The organism is Ahniella affigens (assembly GCF_003015185.1).
GTDB classification, from domain to species: Bacteria; Pseudomonadota; Gammaproteobacteria; order Xanthomonadales; family Ahniellaceae; genus Ahniella; species Ahniella affigens.
The window spans coordinates 5461446-5488096 of record NZ_CP027860.1; the positions used below are offsets into that span (position 1 = coordinate 5461446).

21 protein-coding genes are annotated in these 26651 nt (G+C 57.9%); 12 read left to right on the top strand and 9 right to left on the bottom strand.

Annotated elements, in window-relative coordinates; genetic code table 11:
• Positions 1-151: 151 nt before the first annotated feature.
• Entirely contained in the window at positions 152-1957 is a 1806-nt protein-coding gene (locus C7S18_RS21160; RefSeq protein ID WP_170113410.1) for a P-loop NTPase fold protein, read from the top strand.
• A gap of 403 nt (positions 1958-2360) precedes the next feature.
• Here the strand turns inward: C7S18_RS21160 and C7S18_RS25430 are convergent, their stop codons facing one another.
• Positions 2361-2483 (bottom strand): ParB N-terminal domain-containing protein, encoded by a 123-nt coding sequence (locus C7S18_RS25430; protein WP_425481084.1) that lies wholly within the window; start codon positions 2481-2483, stop codon positions 2361-2363.
• Positions 2484-2587: 104 nt separating this feature from the next.
• On the opposite strand from C7S18_RS25430, the gene C7S18_RS21165 reads away from it, so the two are divergent.
• Positions 2588-3592 carry an IS5 family transposase gene (locus C7S18_RS21165; RefSeq protein WP_106889619.1) on the top strand — a complete coding sequence of 335 codons (1005 nt, stop codon included), beginning with the start codon at positions 2588-2590 and terminating at the stop codon, positions 3590-3592.
• Between the two features lie 142 nt (positions 3593-3734).
• Here C7S18_RS21165 and C7S18_RS25435 read toward each other — a convergent pair whose 3' ends face one another.
• Together C7S18_RS25435 and C7S18_RS21170 are read right to left on the bottom strand one after the other, a co-directional pair.
• On the bottom strand, positions 3735-4157 hold the full coding sequence (locus C7S18_RS25435; RefSeq protein ID WP_425481111.1) for a plasmid fertility inhibition factor family protein: 423 nt from the start codon (positions 4155-4157) through the stop codon (positions 3735-3737).
• A 798-nt stretch (positions 4158-4955) separates the two neighbouring features.
• Positions 4956-5813 carry a hypothetical protein gene (locus tag C7S18_RS21170; protein ID WP_146152052.1) on the bottom strand — a complete coding sequence of 286 codons (858 nt, stop codon included), beginning with the start codon at positions 5811-5813 and terminating at the stop codon, positions 4956-4958.
• Between the two features lie 496 nt (positions 5814-6309).
• Here C7S18_RS21170 and C7S18_RS21175 point away from each other — a divergent pair, with 496 nt between their 5' ends.
• Entirely contained in the window at positions 6310-7011 is a 702-nt protein-coding gene (locus C7S18_RS21175) for a hypothetical protein (RefSeq protein WP_146152053.1), read from the top strand.
• A 1121-nt stretch (positions 7012-8132) separates the two neighbouring features.
• Entirely contained in the window at positions 8133-12788 is a 4656-nt protein-coding gene (locus C7S18_RS21180) for an AAA family ATPase (protein WP_106893447.1), read from the top strand.
• Positions 12789-13373: 585 nt separating this feature from the next.
• Here C7S18_RS21180 and C7S18_RS21185 read toward each other — a convergent pair.
• Positions 13374-13556: a hypothetical protein gene (locus tag C7S18_RS21185; protein ID WP_106893448.1), complete on the bottom strand. Its 183-nt coding sequence runs from the start codon at positions 13554-13556 to the stop codon at positions 13374-13376.
• A 280-nt stretch (positions 13557-13836) separates the two neighbouring features.
• Here C7S18_RS21185 and C7S18_RS21190 point away from each other — a divergent pair, with 280 nt between their 5' ends.
• From C7S18_RS21190 to C7S18_RS21210, 5 genes are all read left to right on the top strand, one after another.
• Positions 13837-14796, top strand: coding sequence for a hypothetical protein (locus C7S18_RS21190; RefSeq protein WP_146152054.1), 960 nt, complete (start codon positions 13837-13839; stop codon positions 14794-14796).
• Between the two features lie 219 nt (positions 14797-15015).
• Complete coding sequence (locus C7S18_RS24625) at positions 15016-15345, top strand: hypothetical protein (protein ID WP_170113411.1); 330 nt, start codon at positions 15016-15018, stop codon at positions 15343-15345.
• Between the two features lie 268 nt (positions 15346-15613).
• On the top strand, positions 15614-16045 hold the full coding sequence (locus tag C7S18_RS21200) for a hypothetical protein (protein ID WP_106893451.1): 432 nt from the start codon (positions 15614-15616) through the stop codon (positions 16043-16045).
• A gap of 2 nt (positions 16046-16047) precedes the next feature.
• Positions 16048-17079 (top strand): GlxA family transcriptional regulator, encoded by a 1032-nt coding sequence (locus tag C7S18_RS21205; protein ID WP_106893452.1) that lies wholly within the window; start codon positions 16048-16050, stop codon positions 17077-17079.
• 300 nt (positions 17080-17379) lie between these two features.
• The gene (locus C7S18_RS21210; protein ID WP_170113412.1) at positions 17380-18246 is read left to right on the top strand and encodes a class I SAM-dependent methyltransferase; all 867 of its coding nucleotides are present in this window, start codon (positions 17380-17382) and stop codon (positions 18244-18246) included.
• Between the two features lie 135 nt (positions 18247-18381).
• Here C7S18_RS21210 and C7S18_RS21215 read toward each other — a convergent pair whose 3' ends face one another.
• From C7S18_RS21215 to C7S18_RS21235, 5 genes are read right to left on the bottom strand one after another with little or no spacing between them, the layout of a single operon-like run.
• Complete coding sequence (locus C7S18_RS21215; RefSeq protein WP_106893454.1) at positions 18382-19614, bottom strand: sialidase family protein; 1233 nt, start codon at positions 19612-19614, stop codon at positions 18382-18384.
• Positions 19607-20908, bottom strand: coding sequence for a multicopper oxidase family protein (locus C7S18_RS21220; protein ID WP_106893455.1), 1302 nt, complete (start codon positions 20906-20908; stop codon positions 19607-19609). The genes C7S18_RS21215 and C7S18_RS21220 overlap by 8 nt, the downstream gene beginning before the upstream one ends.
• Positions 20909-20917: 9 nt before the next feature.
• Positions 20918-22318 (bottom strand): TolC family protein, encoded by a 1401-nt coding sequence (locus tag C7S18_RS21225; protein ID WP_170113413.1) that lies wholly within the window; start codon positions 22316-22318, stop codon positions 20918-20920.
• Between the two features lie 40 nt (positions 22319-22358).
• Entirely contained in the window at positions 22359-22970 is a 612-nt protein-coding gene (gene gmk, locus C7S18_RS21230) for a guanylate kinase (RefSeq protein ID WP_106893457.1), read from the bottom strand.
• Between the two features lie 7 nt (positions 22971-22977).
• Positions 22978-23862 (bottom strand): YicC/YloC family endoribonuclease, encoded by an 885-nt coding sequence (locus tag C7S18_RS21235; protein ID WP_106893458.1) that lies wholly within the window; start codon positions 23860-23862, stop codon positions 22978-22980.
• A 174-nt stretch (positions 23863-24036) separates the two neighbouring features.
• Here C7S18_RS21235 and rph point away from each other — a divergent pair, with 174 nt between their 5' ends.
• The 3 genes from rph to C7S18_RS21250 are packed head-to-tail and all read left to right on the top strand — an operon-like array spanning position 24037 to position 26596.
• Positions 24037-24762, top strand: coding sequence for a ribonuclease PH (rph, locus tag C7S18_RS21240; protein WP_106893459.1), 726 nt, complete (start codon positions 24037-24039; stop codon positions 24760-24762).
• The gene (gene rdgB, locus C7S18_RS21245) at positions 24759-25361 is read left to right on the top strand and encodes an RdgB/HAM1 family non-canonical purine NTP pyrophosphatase (RefSeq protein ID WP_106894134.1); all 603 of its coding nucleotides are present in this window, start codon (positions 24759-24761) and stop codon (positions 25359-25361) included. The genes rph and rdgB overlap by 4 nt, the downstream gene beginning before the upstream one ends.
• Entirely contained in the window at positions 25361-26596 is a 1236-nt protein-coding gene (locus C7S18_RS21250) for a GNAT family N-acetyltransferase (protein ID WP_106893460.1), read from the top strand. Before rdgB ends, C7S18_RS21250 begins: the two co-directional genes overlap by 1 nt.
• Positions 26597-26651: the final 55 nt, after the last annotated feature.

The window sequence follows — 26651 nt, forward strand, 5'->3', positions numbered from 1 at the left end:
ATACGTTTGCTCTAGCCTTGTGACCTGTTCATTAGGTCCATTGCTGGTCGCGATTGTCAAAGAGACCTATATGCAACAAGGCAAGACTGTTTCAGGTAGTGAAGGCATACTTCCGGAATCGAACCACTGCATTCGAGATAGGAGTGCGACAATGAATCCAAACCAACATATCAAAGACTTCCTGTCCTACTACCTGTCTTTCCAAGTTCCGCCACAATTTGCAGTTCTCTTGGACGGTCCATGGGGAATCGGAAAGACGTTCTTTGTGAAGAGCATCGTCAACTCGCCATCCAACGGTGAGCCCAAGCATGTTTATGTGAGCCTTTATGGCCTTACCTCGTTCGATGAGATAGACGATGCCATCTTTCGGTCGATGTACCCCGTTCTTGAGAGCAAGGGTGCGAAAATCGGAGGTCGTGCGCTCAAGACAATAGGCAAGTATCTCAATATCGAGATTGACCTGAAGACGAAGGAATTTATCAATAGGGCCGGTACAGATCTCTACATATTCGACGACTTGGAGAGGTGTGAACTGCCGATCAACGCAGTTATGGGATACATCAACGGGTTTGTTGAGCATGATGGTCGCAAGGTAATAATCATCGCCAACGAAGCGGAGATCAAGGATGCAGAGGGATACAGACGCATTCGGGAGAAATTGATTGGAAAGACTTTTCATGTGCAGTCGGTATTCAATGACGCTATGGATAGTTTTACTGACTCGATCCAGAACGCACTAGTGCGGTCCGCTGTGCAGGCCAACTCCTCTTTGATTTCGGACATCTATCACAAATGTGAACTGAACAATCTTCGGGTGCTTCAACAGACGATATGGGATTTCGGGCGAGTTCATTCGTGTCTCGAGGATCGACACCGAGCCAACGACAAAGCGATGGCAGAACTAATGGGGTTGCTATTTGCGCTGTCTTTCGAAATCAAGGTTGGGAGGCTTACTTGCGATGACCTAAAAGATCGGTTTTCAAACCTGTTCGTGTACTCAATGAAGCGAGAGTCTCACGAAGTACCGCCACCTCGAATCTACGTTGCAAACAGCCGATATCCGACAGTAAACCTAGCTTCAACCATCCTGTCCGACGAAACTCTGGTCAACGTGATCGTTAGAGGATTCGTAGATAAGGACCAAATTCGTGAAGATCTAGACCGAAGTTCCTTTTTCATGACAGTGGCACGTGAACCGTCGTGGCGTACCGTATGGAACGCTCATGAAAGGAAAGAGGAAGAGGTCAATGGCGCGATTGCAGAGATGGAGCGTGCGTTTACCAATCACGAGTTCGTAGTGACCGGAGAAATGCTTCATGTGTTTGGACTCAGGCTGTGGCTCGCAAACCTTGGTGCCATTTCGAGGAGCAAACGAGAAGTGGTCGGAGAATGTAAAGATTATATCGATTTCCTCTACAGCAACCGCGGACTCGAGTTGCCGTCAAAGCATGAAAGCCTCACCCGCTTCTCGTTCGACTCATATGATGGGCTTGCCATTCACCAAGCCGATACGTCGGAGTATCGGGAGGTGCGCGACTATCTCGACGAGAAGCGTCGGGATCAAGACGTCGAAAGACGCCCCGAAATTGCGGAGCAGTTGTTGGCGAACATGGCAAACGACGTGTCTCTCTTCACGCGGCGGATCTGTCTGACAAATCACGATGACAACGAGTTCTACGATATTCCCGTACTGGCCTCTCTTGATCCGCAGCGGTTCACTGAAAAGCTCTTGGATCTACATCCGCAAGAGCAGCGGGCTGCGATATTCGCATTGCAGTTGCGGTATGAACGCGGTCGCATTGATGGGGAACTTGCAGCAGAGCGGGAATGGGCAGCGAAGGTTAGAGAGCTTCTTCTCGATGCGAGCAATCGGATGACTCCCGTCTCTAAGGTCATTCTGCAAGCGCTTGTGGCATTCGGACTCGAAGAGGCACTTGGCATTCAGAGTAAGAGCTAACAGTTGCCCTAGCAATGAACGCTTGCGTTACGTGAAACGACTCCGAATTGCGCCAAAGGTTTCATGCGCCAATCCCATTGTTCTGTTCGTCACTTGATTGGGGCAATGTTAAGTCTGTGTGGAAAGGTAAGAGCTGACCCCGGAAATCTGCACAGCGCGAAGAGTTGAATCTCTGCTTCCGCGGGCGATGATACGCCCATGAGGAATGGAGCAGAACAAGAGCGGACGACAACGCCGCAACCACTCGCCGGCCTTCGGCGTACTAGCCAACGGTGTTTTGGAAGTTGGGCGTTGTATCGGAGTTGTGGGCTACTCGGCAGTATGGACAAACCGTTGGATAGGCCCTGCATTGGCGCAAACCTGTCTTCCGGTCGAGTGAGGCTCTCCGAGCTCCCGACCTCAACTAGCGGAACAACTGTTCCACAGTTAGTACCGGAAAGTCACTTACCCCCGCCTCTTTAGCAAGGAGATTGGCGTTCTCGCCGAGACGGCATGACACCGGAAACAACGAAGCGCCATTGCTCATAAGCCAAATACTGCGAGTGACACCATTCGAGATGCCTAAGGAGGGTCTGAACAAGTCCCGCAATTTCTGGTTAGATACAGGTGTTGCGGCGAGGTTATTTCAGCATGGACCAGATGAGTTTCGGTGACGCGGAATATGCGGCTAAGAAGAAGCAGACGCGTCGGGAGGTATTCCTAGCCGAGATGGAGCAAGTCGTGCCGTGGGCAGCATTGCTGAAGGACATTGAGTCGGTTTATCCGGTCGCCGGTCGCGGCCGTCGCCCGTACCCCGTTGAAGTGATGCTCCGGGTTCACCTGATGCAGAACTGGTTTGGGTTGAGCGATCCGGCGATGGAAGAAGCGCTGTATGAGATCGTGTCGATTCGGAACTTTGCCGGTCTGACGCTGAGCGGCAGCATTCCAGACGAGACGACGATCCTGAACTTTCGGCGTCTGATTGAGACGAATGATTTGGCTTCGTCGATACTGGAGCGGATCAACGGTCATTTGTCGCGCAAGGGCTTGCTGCTGAAGCGTGGCACGATCGTCGATGCGACGATCATCGCGGCACCGAGTTCGACGAAGAACTCAGACGGTGAGCGGGATCCTGAGATGCACCAGACGAAGAAGGGCAACCAGTGGTACTTCGGCATGAAGGCGCATATTGGCGTGGATGCTGACAGTGGTCTGGTCCACACAGTGGTGACGTCGGCAGCCAATGATGCCGATGTTGATCACGTTGAAAGCCTGCTGCACGGCAAGGAAGAGACAGTATGGGCAGATGCGGGCTACCAGGGCGCCGACAAAAACATGCGCGAGAACCATCCGCGCAAGCAGCGCTTCCCTGAGTGGAGGATTGCGATGCGCCGAAGCGCGATCAAGGCGATGGAAGAAGGTCGGGCAAAGAGCAATATCGTGAAGATCGAGCGTAGGAAGGCGCAGGTTCGCGCGCGAGTCGAGCATGCGTTTCAGAAGGTGAAGTGCTTCTTTGGGTACAACAAGGCGCGCTTCAAGGGATTGGCCAAGAACACCAGTCACATCGTCACCCTGTTCGCGCTGGCCAATTTGCATCGTGTCAGAAAAGTGCTACTTGAAACTGCAGGGGAGTTGCGCCCGAAGTTCGCGAGCTGATCACGAAAGAGGGGCAAAGTAGCGCCAGAACCGCTTTCCCAAGTGAAGAACGATACCGATTAGGAAGGATACTTAACGGATCACCGACCGAAACCCGCCTGAGAATCCGGAGGACGGAATCCATCGCCAAAAACCGACTTGTTCAGACCCTCCCTAAGTGTGGTAACGAGCGATGAGATGACGATTTGTGGATGGAGATTTGATCGGACCGGAGGATGCCAGCTGGATCTTCGTGGCAACTCACATCTGCCAATGGCACTGGATTGGCTTCGCCGACTGCAAACCCTCGTTCCGCGGACGCGTATTTGTAGTCGAGAGGCCAAGTATCAGGATCTTTCGAGGCAACATCGAAATGAATTCCCAGATGATTTTGCCGCCACAATTTTATGAAGGCCTCCGATCTGACCACCACTACGCATCGCTCGTTGTCGCCGTATGGCTCAGAATCGATCCTCATGAACACTGGTCCTCTCTTGGTCGCAACGGCAAAAAGAAATGAAGGGCGCGACCAAATGGTGCGGAGTCCGAGATAAGTTACGTCGCTTCTACTCCAGGAACTTTGCATGTCAATTTGTGGAGCGCCGCCTGTTAGTTTCGGAACCACTTGGAGGTCCTATATTCTGTTGCCGATACGAACCCGATTGTGGACCGTACCCCAAATCCCTGCCTGTTGGTGCGAGACGGCGGAATATTTACATGGGGTTGTCCCGGTTCGCAACGCGGCCGGTGACTTCTTTGAGGAGCGAGATCTTGCTTTCAAACTTGAGCAGGTGCGAGTGCATCTCGGACACCCAACTGGTGGCGGATCTGGACCAGGCAGCGCTGTCTTGCCGCAAGTAGCCCCGTCCCTGGCCCACGCCAGCGAGCGCGGGGGAGCGGATTTCGGACTCTCTGAACTGTCGGGTAGCCGTTCACTAACCGAAAACTGAGGCCTGGAAACGTCGAATAATCAGAAACTTATCGCGGCAATTCCGTCTGAGTCCGGCGGATCGAAACAAGTGTCGGGAACAGGAAATGGCGTCAGTAGTTCTCGGCATCAGCGATGTCAATCGCTTGCTGCGGGCACGGCTCTGTCTGCCGACCAAATGCGGTGCCCTACTGACAGTGTTTGCAGGCAATCCGATGCCTACTGACACCTTTTCCTGAAGAATGGCGCACCGATGAAACGGTCGCCACAGCAACTGCGAGGGTGCACTCGCGGCAAAACGCGGCTGCCGCAAAATGAGTGGAACTTGGCAAGCCATGTTCGTCGTCGCAGACATATATGTCCTCCTACTGGATTGGCGGACACCGGCTAGGCCCGCCACCGACACGGTCGGCAGCGCGATCAAATCACCAGCGGAGACCGCATTCCGTCGCTAACCTAGCGTGGCGCCTTCGACTTACCGTCGAGGCAGCGCCTAACCTGTTCCTCAGTCCATGGATCTTCGTTCCATTCACCTAGCTCGTTTAGAATCTGGACGAGTTCTGCGATTAGGCGCAGTCGAGCTGGCGCCGGCATCGCGCCGCCGTGTTGGCCCAACACATGATCGAGCAAACGAGCCGCGTAGCGAGGCTTGGCACCGGGCTTGTTCGGACGATCAATGAAGGACTTTGGCGGCTCCCAATTCAGAAGCGTCGCGGCGGCACGCGTAAGCAGGGAGTCACTTCCGGCCAGCGGCAATTCGATCTGCTGGCGAGCGCCTGCGATCATGAGTTGAACCGCGATATGCGTTTGCTCGGGCGAATATTTGGCGGCTTTGGCGGGTAGCGTCACGCTGTTCTGGTAGTCGCTGTTCCGAAGAAGGTCTCCGATGCCCAAGATTCCTCTGAATGGCCAGCTGGACAATTCGTCGTTTACCTTCGTGAGCGCTTTAGCATATTGTTTTGCTTCCCGCTTCAGCGCTCCCGTTGTCCTCTGGGCGGTATAGGGGAGCCTTGAGTGCTTTAGCAACCCGTTGAAGCAGGCGAGATCGAGCCACAGATACGCGAAGTCGAACGGACGATCCAGATAGCCTGCGAGGGCCCAAGCGGCTTGGCGTCGGCGATCTCCGAGGAAGGCTTGAGTTGCCCACTCGTTGTCCTCCGCGCCAGCGATACACCAGGGAGGACGCACCTCGAAGTCATCAGGCTTGAAGCCGTTCTCGCTCTTGAATTCGCGCCAAAGTTCGTCCTCCCGGTTGCCACGCATCAGCAGGGGTTTCGACTCAACAAATTGGTTCCATTTCGTATACTCGTTCATGCTTCCGGTCATCGGCTGTGGATCGCTAAACACCTTTCGCAAAATGTGAACCGCGATTAACGGCAAGTGGCTGGGTAAACACGCTTTGACTAGGAAACCGACTGTTAGTTCAGAAACAACAACTCGCACTTGCCCTTCAGACGCCTCGATTCAGACTCAAAGGTGCGCACCCACAAAAATCTGCTCAGCACATCGCGCTTGGGTTGATCGTTCGGATTCCGTCCGAGCGGCAACCCAGTCGCGTCACCGAGGGGGAGCACTTCTGGGTTGACAACAAAGTGGGCTGCCGTAAGCGTACCTACTACGAAATTGCTAAGGCGACACCCCGCGAAGTCAGGAGACCTCGTTCGTGCCCCGATGCTAACCTTTTCCGACGTTTGGGGGCGCCGTTTCCAATTCTCCCAGGCCGATTCGCGATTCCAGAGAATTCTCAATGACTCGGGTTCTATGCAAGTTGTGGTTCTTGGCACTGCTCCTAGTAGCAGCACCATCATCGGTGACCGCTTTTGTCGATCCGCCGACGCTGATCACTACCGATGCAGTTGCTGGTGTTCCCGTCTACATTCGACTGCGGCATGGAGTGTGTGACGACTTTTTCGTTTGGCCAAACCCGCCAAGGTTTACCGTTCAAGGGGCTCAGGCTGAATGGGTGTCGTTTTCAGTACATGCAGAGGATGACAATCTATGCATTTACCCGGTTTTCGACGGACCCGTGCGAATCGGGGCGTTTCCCGAGCCTGGCGACTACACACTTGTGATCCGCCGAGAATATGACGACTTTTTCGGAACGAGAGTTACTGAAACTCTAGCGACCTTCAATGTTCGGGTGCGTGCAGCAAGCGACATACCGACCCTATCGTGGGTCGGTCTACTTCTGCTCTCGATGTTCCTAGTGTACTTTGGAGCTCGAAAAGCCAAGCTTCGGTTCCTACTGCTGACGACCGTGCTTGCCGCTCAAGGGTGGAGCGCGCTCGCTCAGGACAAGAGCGTGTTTCTCCTTTTGGCGCAGGAAAACGCGCCAGATCCCCAGACCATTGTCGACTACGTCGGTACTTCACCACTTCCGCCGGGGCCGCCGCCTCTCGTCACATTGGCGCAGTTTCCTCCAATTGACGCGCGCTTCCTGCTCTCGTCGCGAGCGAATCCGCATTTCAGAGACTACCTGTCAAGGTCATATCTACGCGCCTTGCTCACCTGAGCCATCCTGCGTTCCGCCCGGCGCACAGCGCCTTTATCGCAAGTGCAGCGCTGCACTGACTGACTGTGCGGTGTTTCTTGAGAGTGAACGGTCGACCTTTGAATCTCAAGGGTACACAGGAACAGTCTCAAGTGTCCCAACGCATATCGGTTACGCGTATCCATCAACAGACACAGACTCCGATGGTCTGGTCGATGGATACGAGCTTGTCGCGGGGACGCTTCCATCTGTTTCTGATTCCGATTCAGACGGAGTAGCCGACGGTATCGAATACCCCATGTCCGCGGTTCCAATCGGTGACCCTTGCAATGCCGGTGGCAACATCGGATGTCCGCCCGTTCCTGTTCTGTTTTCGAACGGGTTTGAGTGACTGGCAATTTCGGGCCGGCGAGTCGTTCCAGAAAGCGGAGATGGCAAACCTACCGAAACCATGTGGATCGAAGGCAAGGCGCAAAGCCCCCGCACGCATCAGACCGAATTGCGGGATCGCTACAAGCGCTGAGTAGCCAAATCCGCCACGCAGCGCCAATTCCGTAGGGGCAGACCTCTGTGTCTGCCCCTGTTTCGGTCGCCTTGAGTGCGGGTGATGGACGGATGTGAACACCGGGCCGGGCAGACGCAGGAGTCTACCCCTACGGACTGGTGATTGCTCGCGCGGTCCGCTCATGTACCTCTAGAAAGATCGCAAAATCAACACGTTGGAGCGCCTCCAAGAATGTCCCAGGCGCTCGATCCACAGCCACATTTGTCGGGATTGCGAAATTCTGTCAGTTCGGCACGTGCATCAGTGATGTCAATTGATTGGACTCGAATGCGGACATAGTTCGCAAACCGAGTCGCGTCCAAAATGACGCGATATACCGCCAATCCGTTGGTTACTGACGACATTTCCAGGAATCTAAAGTCCAAGTTCTAGTCGAAGCCGTCGGTGCAGGGTGCAGGCGCCCGCAATGCTTGAGCGCTGTTCCGGTCAGAGTTGGGGGCTGGTTTTAGCCATGTCCGCTGTCGACCCAAATCGGACCTTCGCAGGTTTCGATACGGCAGTCACACCATACTCGAGGCGCGCAGGTAGAGACTCATGCCGTAGTAGACTCGTCTGAACGTGGTTCACAACAGACGCAATGAGTAAGGCGGCACGTGGTTCCCACAGAGGAGACGAGTATCAGGTTGGAGTTGCCATCCATTGGCTCATCCAGCTGCTCGTAGACAGTCGCGTCGAAACTGTTGAAGTCGAGGCCGTGGCCCTACCCGGCGATTCGGAGGTGGTGGCGGTAGACGACGTAATCGTGTCGTTTGGCGATGCGAACATGCTGTTTATTCAGGCGAAGAAGAGCCAGCCTGATCAGCGCGCATGGGCGATCGCCGACGCGTTGATGCGCGAGGAACTGCTCAAGGCCTTCAGACAAACTCGGGACAGGACGGGCGCGCGCGTTGAGTTCTGGTCTCACAGCCCTTTCTCCAATCTCGCCAAGCTCATCGAGTCGCACAGCGACTATGCAACCTATGCGACCTTCGACGCTCATGCGCCGAAAACGCTTCGCAGCGCCTTGTCGGAGCTCTCGAAGGTAGTAGAACTGCCACCGGCGGACGCGTTTACTTGGTCGCGCGTTCTGGGCATCGGTCCGCACTTCGGAGCTGCGCAATGGGAGGCGCGCAACCGCCAGGAGCTTGCTTCACTGACGACGGACGAAGCTATCGCTTACGACGTAATCGAGCGAATGGTACGGCGCCGCCAAGCGTTCTCGGCGTCGCCGATCAGACGACAGGACCTGTTCACGGAGCTCGATAAGCGTGGCGTCTCGCTGGTCCAGCGTGGCGCGCACCGGTCGCCGAATGAACTCCATGATCGCTTTGCAAGTGCTTCGTCGTCTTTGCTGTCCTGGCGATCTGTACTTCCCGATGGCCAGTGGCTTGAGCGCCAAGAGCTGGACACCCTGCGTTCAACCATCACTTCGCTTGACCAGTCGGTGACCCTCCTTTTGGGGGATCCAGGGAGCGGCAAGTCCGCTCTTCTCGCGCGCCTTGGGCAGTCACTGTACGACAGTTCTCGCGCGATTCTTGCGATCAAGGCGGATCAGTTGCCGGAAGAGGTTGTTGATCGGGCATCGTTGACGAAGGCCTTGGAGCTTCCCGACGACGTGATCTCCTGCGTACGCCAGCTGGCCCGCTCGCGACCGGTGGTGGTTATTGTCGATCAGCTCGACGCCCTGGCAGAGCTCGTGGTGCAACATTCCGGCCGCCTGCGCGTGCTTCTGCAACTGGTTAGAGACTTGTCAGAGCAAGCGAACGTTCATATCGTCGTCTCCTGTCGTTCGTTTGAGCACCGCCATGACCCCCGCCTCAGGGCCATCGATGCGGAAGTGCTCAATCTGACTCTGCCGACATGGGAGCAGGCAGCCGAAGTGTTGAGCGCGCGGGGAATCTCCGCAAACGGCTGGAGTGAGTCGATCCGCGATGATCTGCGCTCTCCCCACGCGTTAGACCTGTTTCTGCAACTGGTTAAGGACTCGGACTCCGGCAGCCTTCTGGAGGGCTATCAACAGATGCTGGATGCGCTCTGGCAGAAGCATTTGCTCTGCGATCCGAGTGGCCTTCGTCGGGACGTCGTCATCGCGGTTGCGTCCATGATGGCCGAACGGGAAGTGCTTTGGCTTCCTCAGTCACGGTTCGATGGCTTCGCACAAGCCGTAGGTCAGCTCGTGGCCGCCGGAATTCTGATCACCGACCAAGGCCGACTGGGCTTTCGTCATCAGACGCTTTACGAGTTCGTGCGCGCTCGCGAATTCGTTGACGGCGAAGGTCGTCTCACAGAGGCAGTAGTCGCTCGCCAGCAGAGCGTACGAATTCGCCCGTTGATTTGGCACGCGCTAGGCTACATGCGAAGCGTCGACGCAACTGCCTACCAACGAGAAATAGAAAGGCTCTGGAGCGCCGCGCTAAGACCTCACTTACGCGGGCTCCTTATCGACTTCATGGGCCAGGCGCGGGCACCGTTGCCCGCCGAAGCAAGGCTAGTCCTACAAATCGCTAACGACATCACATGGCGACCGCGTGTTCTTGCTTCGACAGCTGGAAGTGCGGGCTGGTTCAATTGCCTGCAGAAGCACCTCGTGCCCCAGGTGATGATGCTCGAACCTGATGAGGCCCGAACATGCCTGCCTCTTCTTGTCGGCGTGGCAGCAGTCGAACCGGACGCAGTTCGAAGCCTGATCGATCGCCATTGGCTACCGCGCGAGCGCTACGATTCGCTCTCAATGTTCGTGCTGGAACAACTTCCGCAGTGGTCGGGCGACGACGCAAATCGCTTTGCAAGGATTGCCTCTAGATCGGTCGTAGAACCTTGGTCGATCAGCGCTATCGCCACACGCATGAGCGAGACTCTGCCGGAACATGCGCCACGGATCGTACGCATTTGGCTTGATCGGTTCGAGCAAGGTCTGGAGCTTGGCTCGGAGGGTGAGCGGAAGACCGATGGCTCCGAATCCTTGCGAAACAGGCTGACAAAACTACTCATTGGGCACGAGCTCTATGACTTGCCGGTCGTCGCCGAAGCGTCACCGGCGGCGTTCTTGGCAGAGATCTGGCCGTGGTTCGTGAAATCGGTTGAGCAGTTGGGCAGCGACTACCGCGACGAGGCAATGTACCGTCGCGAGTCAGCTGCAATCGACATTTGGGATGATGAGCTCCTTCCCAGAGAGCGGCCGATCGTCGATTCAGTCGTCTCAGCAATAGAAGGGCTCGCCAATTCCGACCCTGGACGGTTTGTTGCGTTTGCAGGCCAATACTCCGACACAGATCAGATGATCGTTCAGCGGTTGCTTGCGCGGGGTATGACAGTGGTCGCAACGTCACTCCCAGACGAAGTGGCGGACTTTCTTCTCGCCGACGAGCGTCGACTGCTGTTGGGCTCTTTCAGTCGGTCCAGTGGCGACACGAAAGAACTCATCCGAGTTGTAATGCCGTTGCTGGACCCATTCAAGAGAGAGAGAATCGTATCCAATATTCAGGGCTGGAACCGTTGGCGGAACTACCCAGAGGATGGCGCCAAGACACGGCTAAGAAGGCGGACATGGAACCGAGAGCATAGGCTGCGCCTGCTACAGGCTATTCCAGTCGATTGCCTGTCCGATGCCCAACTCAAGCACCTCAGGGAAGAGGAGCGCGCACTTGGAAATGTCGACGATGGAGACCGACACGATATCGAGATGACTGAGGTGTGTATCCCAGTCAGCACCGAGCAAATGTCGCGGGCACAGGACGAGCACATACTTCAGATCCTTCGAGAGCTCGATGATAGTCAGGACTGGAGAATTTCTGCGCGCAGCCGTCGCCCCATTTCCCGCAGTGGCGGGGCAATTGAGGCAGGGCGCGAACTAGAAAAGCTGACAAAAGCCGACCCGGAACGCGGTATTCGAATCGCGCTGCAGCTTGCCCCTGGGTTGAATGAGATTCCGGCGGGATTCGTTATTCGGGCGCTTAGCGAGGATTCGTCGAACTCAAGGAGACTGTATGAGCTGATCGAACAGCTCGTGGCGAAAGGATTCAGCAGCCGTGATTTCACTGCGGACGTTGCCGGCGCCGTGCGGAGCGCATCGAAGTCCACTTACCCGCCAAAAGGCGTCGTGGAAATCCTCAAAGATTGGTTGAGGAACTCACCAGTAGCCGAGGTGACGGGATCGGAGGATGCCGAGGACGAGCGGAAACCCTACGTGCTCGAACATGCGCGAAGTTTGCTCTGGGGTGGCGATCTGACGGTCGTCCTTCCAGCGGGAAATTTCCCGCTTCTCTCCGCGGTTTCGCATCTATTGCTCTGCCTCGAGCCACCTGATACCGACGCTTGGATAAGTGCCCTCGAAGAACACTTACAGAAGCCAGAGTCCTGGCGTGTCTGGGCTTCGCTTTGGCCGGACCTCGTCAATCTGCACCTGGTCGAACGTAGGCGAGCCATTAATCTGTTGGATCGCTTGGTGTCCGCGTATCCCGATATGTTCGTGAGTCGTCAGGGAGCATTTCTTCTCGCACATGTGCAGCGCTGGGCGCCGTCGACTGACGTGCAGCGGTGGGTCGGTACAATTCTCGGCCAAGGGTCACCACGCGCGGATCAGGTCGCAGGTGAGATAGCGGCCCTTCACTCGATAGCCGCGCATGGCGGCGCCTGGGCCACTGAGATCGTCGATTCGTCCTGCGCCCCTGAAGGTTATCCCTGGGTTTCAGACGCGCTTCGGCTAGGAGTGGCATTCGCCATTGCTGAACTCTGGGCTGAACCTGCGTTTCGCAAAGCTGCTCATCCTCGCCTGTTTGCGTTGATGCAAACCGGATCAACACCGGTCCTGCGCGCATTGGCCACCGTGTTTGATCCGAGAACGTTTGGACCCGACCGGACCTGTGTTGAATTGCTGGACCTGCTTGCTGTGCGACCCGAGATTGGGGTAGCCAAAGTTGATCGAGTTTCGGAGTGTCTACTGGAGATGGCGACTTACGAGCCAGTGCGAGTGTGCAGTGCCACGCTCGCGCTCCTGAATTCCTGCCATACGTCGGTCACAGCAAGCTATAACTTGGCTGGCGAGAATTTCGTCCAGATTGCGTTGACGTTGCAAGAACAAGGCGCTGAGGTCAAAGAAATGGCGGCTGATCTCTTTGAACGGATCCTGGAGCTGCGAGTTCCGTATTTGGATGAGTTTCTTGTCGACCTCGATAAGCGCACAACTAATGCTCAGAAGCCGAGTCGGCCACGCCGGTCGCGTCGGAAGGCGAAGGCGAGGCCGGTGTCCAAATAGAGCCGACTCTACTCACGACTGCACCGTACCAGACAATGCCCGCTTCTGGCCGAAAGCAGACGTGACTTGTAGTCGGCACCGGCGTCGTGGTCAAACATCGCCGGAACTGATGAACAGCTTCGCCGATATTTGCAGGGAACACTCGACAGGTCACGCTCGCTTTGCACGTTCCCTTTTCCCGGGTTGCCACTCTGTTCATGACTTGCAACATACTCATTGTCTTGCGCTGAGCGATCCGCGCGTCAGCTGGGTACCAAATCGATGGAAAGCAACGGATCTGTCTCCTATGGGTAATAGGAGTCGAGCGCAGCCATGAAATTCATGTGCATAGCCTCGCGTGGACGTTGTGGCGACGGTGCATTTCGGACACCCGGCTCGTGGTAGATCTGGATGGGGCGGCGCTGTTTTGTGGCAAGTAACCACCTCCCTGGCTCTTACCCGCGAGGGCGGGAGAAGGAACTTCAGAAACGCCAAACTGCCGGGAAGCCGCTTTCTGACCGAGAAATGAGGCTCAGAAACGTCGAATAGTCCGAAGTCGTGGGGGACACCTTTGGGACAATAGGTGCCTTGCCGGGCAGGTCTGGCTCAGTCGATCATCACACCGGCGGCTTCGCGGCCAGCGAAGCCGACTCGAGTACCTGGGAAGTGATCAACGATGCGTGACAGCAGCGGGAAACCGAGAATGCCGATTGACACCCAGAGCAGTTTGCGGAACGGGTACATGCGCCAATAGGGCGAACCACCGGTGACGACAATGCCGCCAGCCAACTATGGGTCACGTGTCAAATAGATTAGTGCGATCTGGGGTCCGAGGCTATGGCCGCCGATCCAGATCGTCACGGACGGCCAGCGATTGCGCACGAACATGAGGCCGTCTTCGACGTCGTCGAAGACGTGGTTTTGTAACGACTGCGTTTGGACATGAAAACTCCTTCGGCTCAGTATGAGCCTTGCTAGGGGTGCCCGCAAATTCAGAGTAGAACCAGATAGACTTGAATCGTTGCTTTCACGTCGCGCGAAGTCGCGCTTTAGGACGGACAAGGCTATCGTGGAACAGGAACAGCGCACATACCCGGGAAAGCTGGAGCGAACACCAGAGTTTTGGAGTTCAATTGTCAGTCAGGTCGATAAATCTGTGCGCTCTGTCGATGAAAAACTTGGCAAGGCGCTTGGATCAGAGCGTTGGCAGATTGATTTCTCATGCACACGGTCGAACCGCATCTCGCCAAGAATTCTGTTGCTTCAGAATCGCCGTCTGCGGATCGAGTTTCCTGAGGAGTTCTTCTTATGGACAGATGAGGCGGCGCAGTTCATGCATGGTGACGTTCCCTACAGGAATGCGCTTTCCATCTGTCAGGCCCGACCTGACGAGGACCATTCCAGATTGTTTCATCAGCTTTGGTGCCTTTGGATTGCTCATCACGAAGTCTCTCACTTTCTCTGCGGACACCTTTTCCATCTGTCTGTCACAGAGTTTGTCGAGCTCGGTGCGATTGGAGGCAAGCCATTTCCTCATGAAATGCGTTTACTTCGAGAGGCAATGGAAGTGGATGCCGATATCAATGCAGCCAAACTATTTTTTGCTGACATCGGCCGACTATCAGCGAGTCAAGCATGGGATGACTTCTATGGCCTGAACGACTGCAGTGTCTTGCTGATGCAGGATTTAGCGTTGATTTTTCTTCCGTTGTTCTTGGAAATCAGCCACTCAGAATCGAGCGACGCTAGCAGACGGGTCCACCCATCTGCCTTCCACCGACTCGTGTTGTTTCAGCTATTCGGTCTGAATGCATACCGTAAGGAAGTCCACTCGAGCGTAGAGCAACATTTGGGCGGATATGGAGCAGGCCTTAAGAAAGCGATCGAACTGTTGATTCATCTTGATGGAACAATGCTTCGCGAGAAGCCAGCGGAACCGGATTTTGTTTCACACAAGCGAGCGCTTCTCTCGGTTCAAATGGAAAGAAAAAGGCTGGTTAAGTTCCCTGATGACTGGCTCAAGAAATAGTCGTGGCAGTCGATCGGCTCTGTTGTATACGACTGCGCGCCGCAGGCGATCTGATGCTATGGGTCCAAATTGACAGATGGCGATTCGCAGGAAATCGACTCAGAGCGGTGCGCTCTTAACTTGGTCGGCGAGAGAAACTTAGGGACCTTCGACTACCCACTTTAGAATGAGCAAATTGAGGTTTCTTTCCCTGCGCTCGATCGTTCTGTAGTAAGCCCCATGCATCTGGATCGAGTCTGCAAAGGACTCCTGGCTGAACTCCATCGGCGTGCGCCGTTCACGAATAGCGACCCCGGAGCGCTGTGGTACAGCGGACACATGCAAGAGTTCCTGGATCGAAACGCCAAGGCCAACAAGGCGCAGTGGCCGCCACAAAGCTCGGCGTGTAGGGTCGCGCTGCCGCGACTGCTGGCGCCAACGACTCCCGCGACCTTTGACGCCAGCACAACACCGATTCTTGGGCGCATCTCGGGAACCAAAATTCTGTCATTGGTCAAATCCACCGGCGCACTTCGGCCAATCAACTATGTTGATAGCGTCTTCATGTAAATCAATGACTTGAAGATCGCTGTCAGCCCCACTGACATGATTGAGCTGACCGTCCACCATTTGACAACCTGCTGAGAGCAATAAGCAATCCCGACAGCATTCCACCCACCGCATCGCAATTCCGCCACGGCCATGGCGGATTTCGCCATAATGGCCAGAATGGCGTTTTTCGCCACGCCTTACGCCGATCCGCCACTCTTTTAATGGGGGATTTGGGAGCAAAGTACTCGCACTGGGAAATGGTTCCCAGGATGAAAAGGAGATTCCCATGCGTCTGTTTACCCGTTCCGTGCTGGCCCTTGGTCTGACTCTTGCCGGAGCCGGTGTTGCGCAAACCCTCCCCGCACAGGGTGAGGCGTCCCCGGCTTTTGTGGCCGCCAGTCATTATGCGGCACGGTTTGATCCGGGCCTGAAGTCCATCCGCTTTATGCCGCTGACCGGTGGCGACTCGATCGTGCCAATTCCGGCCAGCTGCGACAGCGCCGAACTCGCACCGGGGGTGTGGTACGTCAGCCAGTCGGCCAATGGTCAGCTCGTGCTACGTGCGCCGTCGAGCACCGCGCTGGCTGCCAATCAGTCTGCCGAAATCGATGTCGGTGTCTGTGGCACCGGTAATGCCGACAAGCAGCATTTCAATGTGCCAGCGAGCGCCTGGCAGTTTCTGGCCGCCAATGTCGGCGCGCTGTACGTGGGTCGTTAATCATGGCGCGGCTTGCCAGTGTTGAGAAAGACGTGGAGCCGAGGCGGGTCCGCCTCGGCATCCTGGCCATCGACGGCATCATGATGTCGTGTGCGTCGGCGCCCATTGATGCGTTCAAGATCGCGCAGACGGTCGCGGAAATTCGCGATGGCAGCAAGGCGCCAAGATTCGAGGCGGTGATGATCGGTGCCCGTGGCCAGAGAGAAGTCACCACCTCGGCGGGGCTGACTATTTCAGGCCTGTCGTCGCCGGATCGCGCGCTCGACTACGTCATGGTCCCGGGCATTGGAATTGGCAGCGCCGAACAGATTGGTCGACGTCTCGAAGACGCCGGTCCGGAAGTCGAACTGCTGCGCTCGCTGCATCTTCGCGGCGTGAAACTGGCTGCGACGTGCACGGGGACATTCCTGCTCGCGCAAACCGGATTGTTGGCGGGGCGCCGTGCCACGACAACCTGGTGGCTCGCGACGGCATTTCGTCGGCAGTTTCCGGACATCGAGCTCGATGCGAGCGAAATGCTCGTGCAGGATGGCGACTTCTACACGACGGGTGCGGCAACGGCGATCTTCTCGCTGATCTCGCATATGGTCGGCCAGGCCGGCGGCAACGACTTGGCCCAGCAGGTCGCGCGCCTGATGGTCATGGACGCCGATCGGCAAAGCCAAGCACCGTACATTTCGCAGGCGCTCTTGGAAAAGCCGCGACATGGCATGACCGAGAAGGCGCAGCGCTTCCTGGAGAAGGAACTTCATCGGGAAATCAGCGTTGGCGAGCTCGCCGAGATTTGCAATGTCAGCGAGCGCAGTTTGCTTCGGCATTTCCAGGCGCAGCACGGTATGAGTCCGTTGAGCTACATGCAGCATTTGCGTGTCGAACGAGCCAAGGCCTTGCTGGAGGCCAGCCATTTCAGTTTCGAGGAAATTGTTGAGCGATGTGGCTATCGCGATGTACCGAGCTTCCGCAAACTGTTCAAACGCGAAACGTCGATCACGCCTGCTGACTATCGCGAGCGCTTTCGGTTGCGCGCGCGATAAAGGTGAGGAGCCTCTGAACAAATTCAGAGGCGATGCGGGTCTGAAAGTCCAGGATGGACTTATTCAGACCCTCGCTAAGTCGCGGCGCGGCAACCTGCCGCGCCGAGGCATTTCCTCCGCATTCGCTGGCAGCGGCGCGGTTTCAACTGATGCGTCATGTCGCTGCAGCCGTCTGCAAGGCTGGACGACGCAGTTTCGCGCGAATGACTGTTGCCAGCACCGTCTATGTTGGACGACACCTCACAAAGTGGCGCATCATGGCGATGTTCTGAAACCCAGAACGTCTTGCGAGTCGTCCAAATGACCCAATCTCCCGAAGAAGCAGCCCGCCTGCACGTGCCAGCCGGGCATTTCTACTCGCCCATCATTGATCTGCAAGATCTAATGGCGAGGCGGGATCAGGTTTGGCCCCAGAACCCGGTGGATCCGCCCGGAGTCGACTTCAACGGCGCGTCCCACATCGACTTGTTGACGAACGTTTTTCCGACATTCATGCCTGACTACCAATACCCAGAAGTATTGGACGAGAGCGCTGATCTGACGCAGTTCTTCACCCGCAATTCGCAGTTCAGTTGGCTCGACGCACGGGCGCTGTTCGTCCTGCTTCGTCACTGGCGTCCGCGCCGAGTGATTGAAGTTGGCTCTGGCTTTTCGACCTTGTTGATGGCCGATGTGAACCGGAGGTTTCTGGATGGCGCAAGCGAGATCACTGCAATTGAACCGTACCCGAGAGACTTTCTGAGCACTGAGCGCCTCGGCCTGAAGGACGTCGTCGTCAAGAAGGTGCAGGACGTGCCGCTCGCATTCTTCGATCAACTGCAGGCGGGGGACTTGTTGTTCATCGATTCATCGCATGTCAGCAAAACAGGTAGTGACGTCAACCATTTGTTCCTCGAAGTCTTGCCGCGCTTGAAGAGCGGCGTCCGGATTCACGTTCACGACGTGTTCTACCCGAATGACTATCTGCAAGACTGGGTGTTGGGGGAAGGGCGCAGTTGGAATGAGCAATACATGCTGCAGTGTTTCCTGGCGTTCAATAGCGCTTTCCGTGTGATCTTCGGGTGTAACTACGCCTTCACGCGTCACTTCGAACTGGTCAGATCAGCTCTGGCGCATCCGAACGGGGCCGCCTTCAGCGGCGGCAGTTTTTACCTGGAGCGGGTGTGAGGACGATGATCTAGCGCGCGGTTCTTGGCACATGTGGCAAGGACGGATCTGCTCGGTGTGACATCCGCGCGGATCCGGTGACGAGGGCGATCGGCCGGCTTAAGGGTCGAACACTTTGTGCCATGGATCACATCGTCAGTCAGTATCGAGCGCGCGAATCAAAGCGCCGCGAATCTTTAGTGCTGGGGCAGCGCTCGCATCCGTCCAGACCACCAGCGCCTGCCGACCCATTGCGGCCAGTCGGGGGATACCGGTCATTCGCCCAGGCGGCAACCGCGTGACGTCGTGGATCTCAAGCACTTTGCCAGCGGCATCGATCAGGCCGACTCTCAAGACGGTTTCGTCACCATCGACGCCCAGCCAGCTGAGCAAAGCTTGATCGCGACCGAAGGCCACGGCATCCACGCGGCCCAATACGCCCTCACCTCGCTCGATCACGCCGAGATCGACAAAGCCATGATCATGCAGTGCCAATCGAAGCACGGTGCTCGTGCCTTGTTGTGTCGGCCAAAACACCAGTGGGAGCCCGTCAAGACTTGCCATTGCTGGCCCATTAACCGGGCAGCCGGTGATCTTCCAGTCATCGCGCAGCACGCGCTTCGGCAGGCTCCAGCCGGTCCCGTCAAAGCGCACCGCATGGATATCGCGGATCTCCTCTGGGCTACGGTTGCGATAAACGATCCAACTGTCGTTACCAATTCGCCGGCCATCGGTGTTGCAGCAGTCGCAAGTCAGTTCATCGAGCTCCCAATGCGCTACCACACGCATCGCGCCATCGACACGCGCCGCATGAATCGCAGTATGCGAGCCTTCGTGCTCATGGTCGCCATCGCCGGCCATCGCCGCCCCGTGGCGCGCATCGAGCCAGCTCACCAGCACGTCGTTCCCGCCAGCCGGCAACAAGGTCACAAAGCCATGTTCAGTTGACGTGCCGTCGTCATGCACTGTTAGTGGCGCAGACCAGGTCTGGCCGCGATCCTTCGAACGCACCAGCCGCACGTCATACGCATAGGGCTGATTCGGATCGGACTTCGCGAGAAAGAAGCTCACCCAATCGCCGTCATCCGTCTCAACCAGACTCGGAAAATCCGCCCAATTGACGAACCAATTCCGCCCCTCGGCAATCGTGCCGCGACGGCGCATGTTGCCATCACGGTCCAGCTCCGCGAACGTTAGCTGGGCATCTGATCCATCTCGTTGCTGCGTCGTCAGCACGAATCCGCCGCGAACGGTAGCGACTGATGGCAGCGCCGAACCTGGCAAGTCGATTGGCTGCAACAGCAGCAAACTCGAAGCGCCAGACGCGCCATTGATCGCGAGTGCACTGATGGCCAACACCGACTTCAGAATTGCATCGCGCTTACGCATCGCGCTTCACCCGGGTCGGCGCGCCGAACTGAGGATCGCTGCTGATGCGCTTCGCGACAGTACCGTGCGGCGGCTGATACCAGCCCGGATCCTGATGACTTCCCTTCGGCAAACCATCGCGCACTTTGACGACGGTAAACATGCCGCCCATCTCCAGATTGCCGTAAGGCCCCTTGCCCATCATCATCGGCAGCGTGTTCTCGGGGCCTTGCATGTGCCCGGAATCGGTGTGGTCCTGATGCTCGGCCATGCCGTTCTCGCCCATGGCCATATAGCCCGGCAAGAGTTCGCGGATCCCCGATGCAATGCCGGATTGGTCGACCCCGAGCAGGTTCGGCACATGATGCCCCATCGCATTCATCGTGTGATGCGACATATGGCAATGAAATGCCCAGTCGCCCGGCACGGCCACAAACTCCAGATCACGCGTCTGGCCGACGCCAACGATCTCGGTCACCTCGCTGCGCCATTGTCCCCGCGGCCAGCGACCGCCGTCACCGCCCGTTACCTGGAATTTGGGGCCGTGCATATGAATGGGGTGATTCCACATCGACAGGTTCGCGACGCGAATCCGCACCCGCTCGCCGCTGGCTGCGAGAATCGGATCAATGGCCGGAAACACTTTGCTGTTCATCGTCCACAGCTCAAAGTCCTGCATGATCGATGGGTCTGGCCGGCTCGTACCCGGGTGCAGCGCAAAGTGGTGCAACAGCACCGCGTAGTCGCGATCGATCGGCTCGGGTTCGCTGGCTGGGTGAATAATGAAAAACCCCATCATGCCGAGCGCCATTTGCACCATCTCATCGGCGTGCGGATGATACAAATGCGTGCCGTGTTGCTTCAGCGTGAACTCGTAGGCGTAGGTCTCGCCGGGTTTGATATGCGGCTGACTCAATCCGCCCACGCCATCCATGCCACTCGGCAGCAAAATCCCGTGCCAATGCACGCTCGTGTGCTCGGGCAAGCGGTTGGTCACGAGGATCCGGACCCGGTCGCCCTCGTTTACTTCTATCGTCGGGCCGGGGCTAGACCCGTTGTAACCCCAAAGCCGCGCCCGACTACTTTGGCCAGGCCCACCAGGGCCGAACTCGTGTTCGATCTCCTCAGCCACCAAATGAAACTCTTTAACGCCATTGACGAGCCGGTACGGCAAGCTCCAACCATTCAGCGTGCGGACGCGCTTTGGCGTATGCAGGCCCGGCAGCGCCTCAGCCGCTACCTGATTGGGCCGGAGCAGCGCCATTGGCGATAGGGCGCCAAGGAGCTTGAACAGATTGCGACGGGACGCTTTCATGGCCGTCGCTCAGTGGTGATCAGCATGCGCATCGCGGGTGGGCTCCGGAAATAGTGACTGCAGGTTGATCGCGCTGCCATCGGTCTCAGCAAACGCCGACGCATCAGGCCATCGGCCCCCGAGCTCGGCACGTAACGTCGTCCGCGCCAACCAGTAGTCGCGCACGGCCTCCAGGTACTCACCGTAAGCAGCGAACTCCGCAGCGCGCACCGCAAGCAACTCGAACACACCATCCAGCATGAAATTGACATCGGCCTGCTTGCCGGCCACCACGCGTTCGCGATTCGGCAATAACACCTGGCGGTAGACGCGGGCGATCTCGAAGGTATTCAACACTTTCGAGCGAGACACCTGAATCTGGCCATCGAGCTGAAACTGCGCGCGCTGCAACGCTGCATCAGCCTCGGTGAGCGCCGCGTCGGCCCGCTGAATATTGGCTTGCCCCTGCGAGAAGATCGGCAATTCCAGATGCAGACTGCCACCGAGTCGGTCGGATTCGCCCGTGCTCGACTCACGCTCGCCTTCGAGTTCAAAGCTGCCGAGCCAGCGCCAGCGCTTTGCCGATTTCAGCGCTTCTGCGGCCAGGTCGCGACGATGCTGCAATGCCTGCAGATCAAGCCGTTCGTGCCGCGCCAATGCGGTCAACTCGTTGGTCGACCACGGCAGCATGGTCGGCATTGGCAGGCTGTCGGGGACCGTCCAGTCGCCATCGACCGGCAGCATCAGCCAGTTCGCAAGCTGCAGCCGTGCCTCAAGCCGTTCGGCTTCCCCACGCGTGGCGGCAATCGCCGCCGCGGCAGCCTCGGCTCGAAATTCGGCCGCTTCGCTCGCGCGGAGCGTGCCGGCTTCAACCATGCGATCCGCGAGGTCGGCACTGTGCCGGCTGGCTTTCCGGATCGCCTGTTTCAACGTGGCGGACTGCGCCGCCGCGACGGCCTGGAACCATGCCGATTCCACGGCCGTCGCGATATCCAGCAGCGCCTGAGCGGTTTCGGCCAACGTGGCATCTTTCGACAGCAGGCCCAGCCGACGCCGGTCACGCAGCGTCAGCAAATCGGTCAGGCTGAGACTCAGTGCGCGCGTGAGTTCCGCACCGGCATCACCATGCAGGCGCGTCACATTGATCGCTGGGTTCCCAATGCGGAAGGCCTCTGACACATCGGCTTCGGTATAGCCCAGCGCCGCGAGCTTTTGCCGCACTTCTGGATGAACGCGCAGCGCGCGTTGCACGGCGTCCACCCGACTGATCACGCCCGCACCCGCATCCGGCTTGATAGTCACATCGGTATCGGGCAAATCGACCGGCGCGCCGATCCGGTCGGTCAACGCTTCTTGCACTGGGGCCCGCAGGGTTTCCGAAGTCATGCCCGCACAGGCCGAAAGCAGCGGCAACACACCCGCCAGCAACATTGCCAACAGCCATGGTCGTCCCAATTCCGATCGCATCGGCTCAGGTCAGCAGTTGCTGCAACAGCGAGTCGAGCCGGATCAGCTGCGAATCGCGGCGCAGCCGCGAGGCATGCACGATCGTGACCATCTGTTCGAGCGCGGTATCAAAGCGATCGTTGACGATGATGTAGTCAAACTCATGGGCATGCGCCATTTCCTCGCGCGAGCCTTGCAGACGCCGCAGGATGACGTCTTCGGCGTCCTGGGCGCGCCGGCGCAGGCGCTGTTCCAGCTCGTCTTTGGACGGCGGCAAAATAAAGATACTGATCGTCTTCGGCAGCAGCGCGCGGACAATGCGGGCGCCTTGGTAGTCGATCTCGAGCAGCACATCTTCGCCCGCGTTCAGGCGATCCTCGACCGCGGATTTGGCCGTGCCCTTCAGGTCACCATGAACCAGCGCGTGCTCCAGGAACTCGCCGCGCTCGACCATATTGAGAAATACTTCCTTGCTGACAAAGTGGTAGTGCACGCCATTGGTCTCGCCGGGGCGTGGGCCCCGTGACGTGTAAGACACCGACAGCTTGATGCCCGGCTCGCGCTTTAAGAGCGCGTTGACCAGACTGGATTTGCCGGCACCAGACGGGGCTGCGACGATGAACAGATTGCCGGGCATGCTGACCTCACTCGATATTCTGGATTTGTTCGCGCAACTGCTCGATCAGCACTTTAAGCTCGACCGATGCCTGGCTGGTGCGAGTGTCCACCGACTTTGAGCCCAGCGTGTTGGACTCACGATTGAACTCCTGCAGCAGAAAATCCATGCGGCGCCCAACGGGCTCAGCTGAGTCCATTCGCGAACGGGCTTCCTTGAGATGCGATTCGAGGCGATCGAGTTCCTCATCGACATCGATTTTCTGCAAACTGAGAACCAATTCCTGCTCCACGCGAGATGGGTCGACCGTGGTCTTGATCTCGGCCAATCGGGTTTCGAGCTTGTTGCGAAGCGCGACCCGGATATCCGGCAGCAGCCCGCGAACCTCGATCACAATGCGTTGAATCGCATCGAAGCGCTCCAACATCAGCGTGCGCAGACGTTCACCTTCCCGCTGGCGGGTGTCTACAAAGTCTACGAGCGCACGCTCGAACACCGCGAGCACCTCCTCGAAAAACACGTTTTGATCCACTTCGGCCTCGGCGATCACACCCGGGAATCCGAGAATCTCAATCGTGCTGGCCGAGCGTGGCACCTCGGTGATGAGGCCGTGTGTCCGGTGGAGATTCAGGAGCTGGCGTTCAAGCTGAAACAGGGCGGCGACCGTATGCACGTTGAGGCTGAGCTGCGATTCATTCTGGGCATCGCGGAGCCGAATATTGATATCGACTTTGCCTCGGCTGAGGCGCTTTTCCAGGCGCTCGCGGAGCCTCGGTTCCAGACCGCGCAAGTCTTCAGGGCAGCGGAGCCCCATTTCGAGAAAGCGATGATTGACCGAACGCATTTCGATCAAGACCCGGCCTCGGCAACTGCTGCCTTCGGCGCTGGCAAATGCGGTCATACTGCGAATCATGGTGAAACCCTGTGCTCTTGTGACCCAAGATCGTACCAGCCCGCCCCTTGGTCGCGCAGTGATGAACTACTTGGCGCGACGCGTCAGTGGCCCGGACCCGATCGCTGGCCGGGTCGTGAGCGGGAACGATGCGCCTGCTAAAGTGTCTAGGAATCGCTTTCCAGGAATCCTTCCATGACTCAGTCCCGTCCCAGCGGCCGCGCGCCGAATCAGCTTCGCGCCGTCTCAATCGACCGCCACTACACCAAGCATGCCGAAGGCAGTGTGTTGGTGCGCTTTGGCGATACCCACGTGCTCTGCACGGCCAGCGTCGAGGAGAAGGTTCCGAACTTTCTGCGCGGCAAGGGCGAAGGCTGGGTGACGGCGGAATACGGCATGCTGCCGCGTGCCACGGGCACCCGGAGTGCCCGCGAGGCCGCAAGTGGCAAGCAAGGCGGGCGTACGATGGAAATCCAGCGTCTGATCGCGCGCGCCCTGCGCGCCGTGGTCGATCGGCGCGCGCTGGGTGAACGCACGATCACGCTCGACTGCGATGTCATCCAGGCTGATGGCGGCACTCGCACTGCCGCCATCACCGGTTCGTATGTCGCGCTCGTCGATGCGATCCGCCATCTGCGCCAAAAAGGCAGTCTCGACCGCGACCCAATTCACGGTCAGGTGGCGGCAGTCAGCGTGGGTATTTTCGCGGGCATTCCCATCCTCGATCTCGACTATCCCGAAGACTCGGCATGCGAGACCGACATGAACGTCGTGATGAACGACGCCAATGCGCTGATCGAAGTCCAGGGCACCGCCGAAGGCCATGCGTTCCGGCGTCAGGAGCTCGACGCGATGCTGGATCTGGCGACTGCGGGCATCCAGTCGTTGATGCAACTGCAGCGCGAGGCGTTGGCACGCTGATGCGTCTGGTTCTGGCGACCGGCAATCGCGGCAAGCTCGCTGAGATGCGCGAGGTCTTGGCCGATCTCGATTGCGACTTGGTGGCGCAATCCGATCTCGGCGTGGTCGATGCCGAGGAAACCGGGTTCACCTTTGTCGAGAATGCGCTGATCAAGGCGCGGCATGCGTGCCACACCACCGGCTTGCCCGCGCTGGCCGACGACTCGGGTCTGATCGTGCCGGCCTTGAATGGCGCGCCCGGGTTGATCACGGCGCACTACGCCGGCGTACATGGCGATGCGCCGCGCAACATTGCGCGCCTGCTTGCCGAGATGCAGGGCTTTGAAGGCATGCAACGCCGTGCCACGTTCTACTGCGTCATCGTGTTCCTTCGGCATGCGATGGATCCCGAGCCGCTCATCGCAGAGGGGCGTTGGTCGGGCACAATTCTGACGGCACCGCGTGGCACGGGTGGTTTTGGCTACGATCCGGTGTTCTTCGATCCGCTCGCCCAGCAGTCCGCAGCGGAACTGCCTGCGTCCATCAAGAATGCGCGCAGCCATCGCGGTCTGGCGCTGGTCAGCCTCAAACAGCAATTACTGCACCGGAAGGAAACCTGATGAGTCTGCGCGAGACGTTGTTTCCTGGCCTGAAGCGACTCCGCCGCCGGCAGACGGCATCCGATCTGGAGTTTCTGCTGAGTGAGCGGATTGCCGGCATTCACCCGGATTGGTGGGATAGCCTCGCGCAGAACGCCAGCATCTTTCTGTCGCGACCTTACCTCGACATGCTCGAAGCGAATCTGCCCGAGCAGATCAGCATGCGCTACGCGATGCTGTCCCGGCGCGGTCAGCCGGCCGCCTTGCTGGTCATGCAGAAGTTGCGCCTGGAAGCCGACCGGATGCAGCCAAAAAAGCCGAGCGCGCAGGGCTTGCGTGCCCGGATCAAACAAGGTGCCCGCGAACTCGCGACGCGGCCACTGGAATCAAGACAAGTGCTGACGCTCGGCAACATGCTGAGTTATGGCCAGCACGGCTATTATCGGCATCCGGGTTTGTCACTGCCGGAGTTCTGGCATGGCGCCGCCGAAGCGATCTATCGCATCCGGCGTGCCGAGAAGCTTGAAGGTGGCGCCGACTTTCAGTTGATCAAGGACCTGGTCGGCACAGATATCGAAGGCGCGACGGACTTGGTCGACTTCGGCTATCGCGAACTCGAAACCGAGCCGAACATGATGCTGACGCTCAATCCGGAATGGGCCAGTTATGCCGACTATCTGGCGAGCCTGGCGTCGAAGTACCGCAAGAATGTGCAGAGCCGAATTCTGAAGCCATTCGAGCAGGAGCGCTTCCGGATCGGTGTGATCGCCAATCCGGGCGCTTCGGCGAAACGTCTTCACGAACTGTATCTGGCTGTCCACGAGGCCCAGGATTTTCGCCCGTTCACGCTCCCGGAATCGTATTGGCGGGCGCTACCGCAGACGCTCGGCAAACGGGTCAGGGTCGTCGGACTTTGGCTGGACGAACGGCTCGTCGGCTTTGTGGTGATGTTGAAGGATGTCGACGGCACGGTGTATGCCTATCACATCGGTTTCGACAAAGAAGCCGCTGGCGAATGGCCGATCTATCTGCGGCTGCTGCATGCCGCGATTGCGGAGGCCATCGAACTGCGTGGTGCCCGCATGTCGCTTGGCCGAACCGCACTCGAACCCAAGGCCGCGTTGGGCGCCAAGCCGGAGCGCATGCTGGTGTATGCGCGCCATCGCCAGCCCTTGTTGAACAAGATGGTGCGGGGGCTGTTGGCCGGAATCGAGCACGACGAGGCACCGGAGCGAAATCCGTTCAAGTCGACATGAGTCAACATCACGTCGCACTGCGTCATCAATCAAGCATCCGTACGGGGAAGGCATC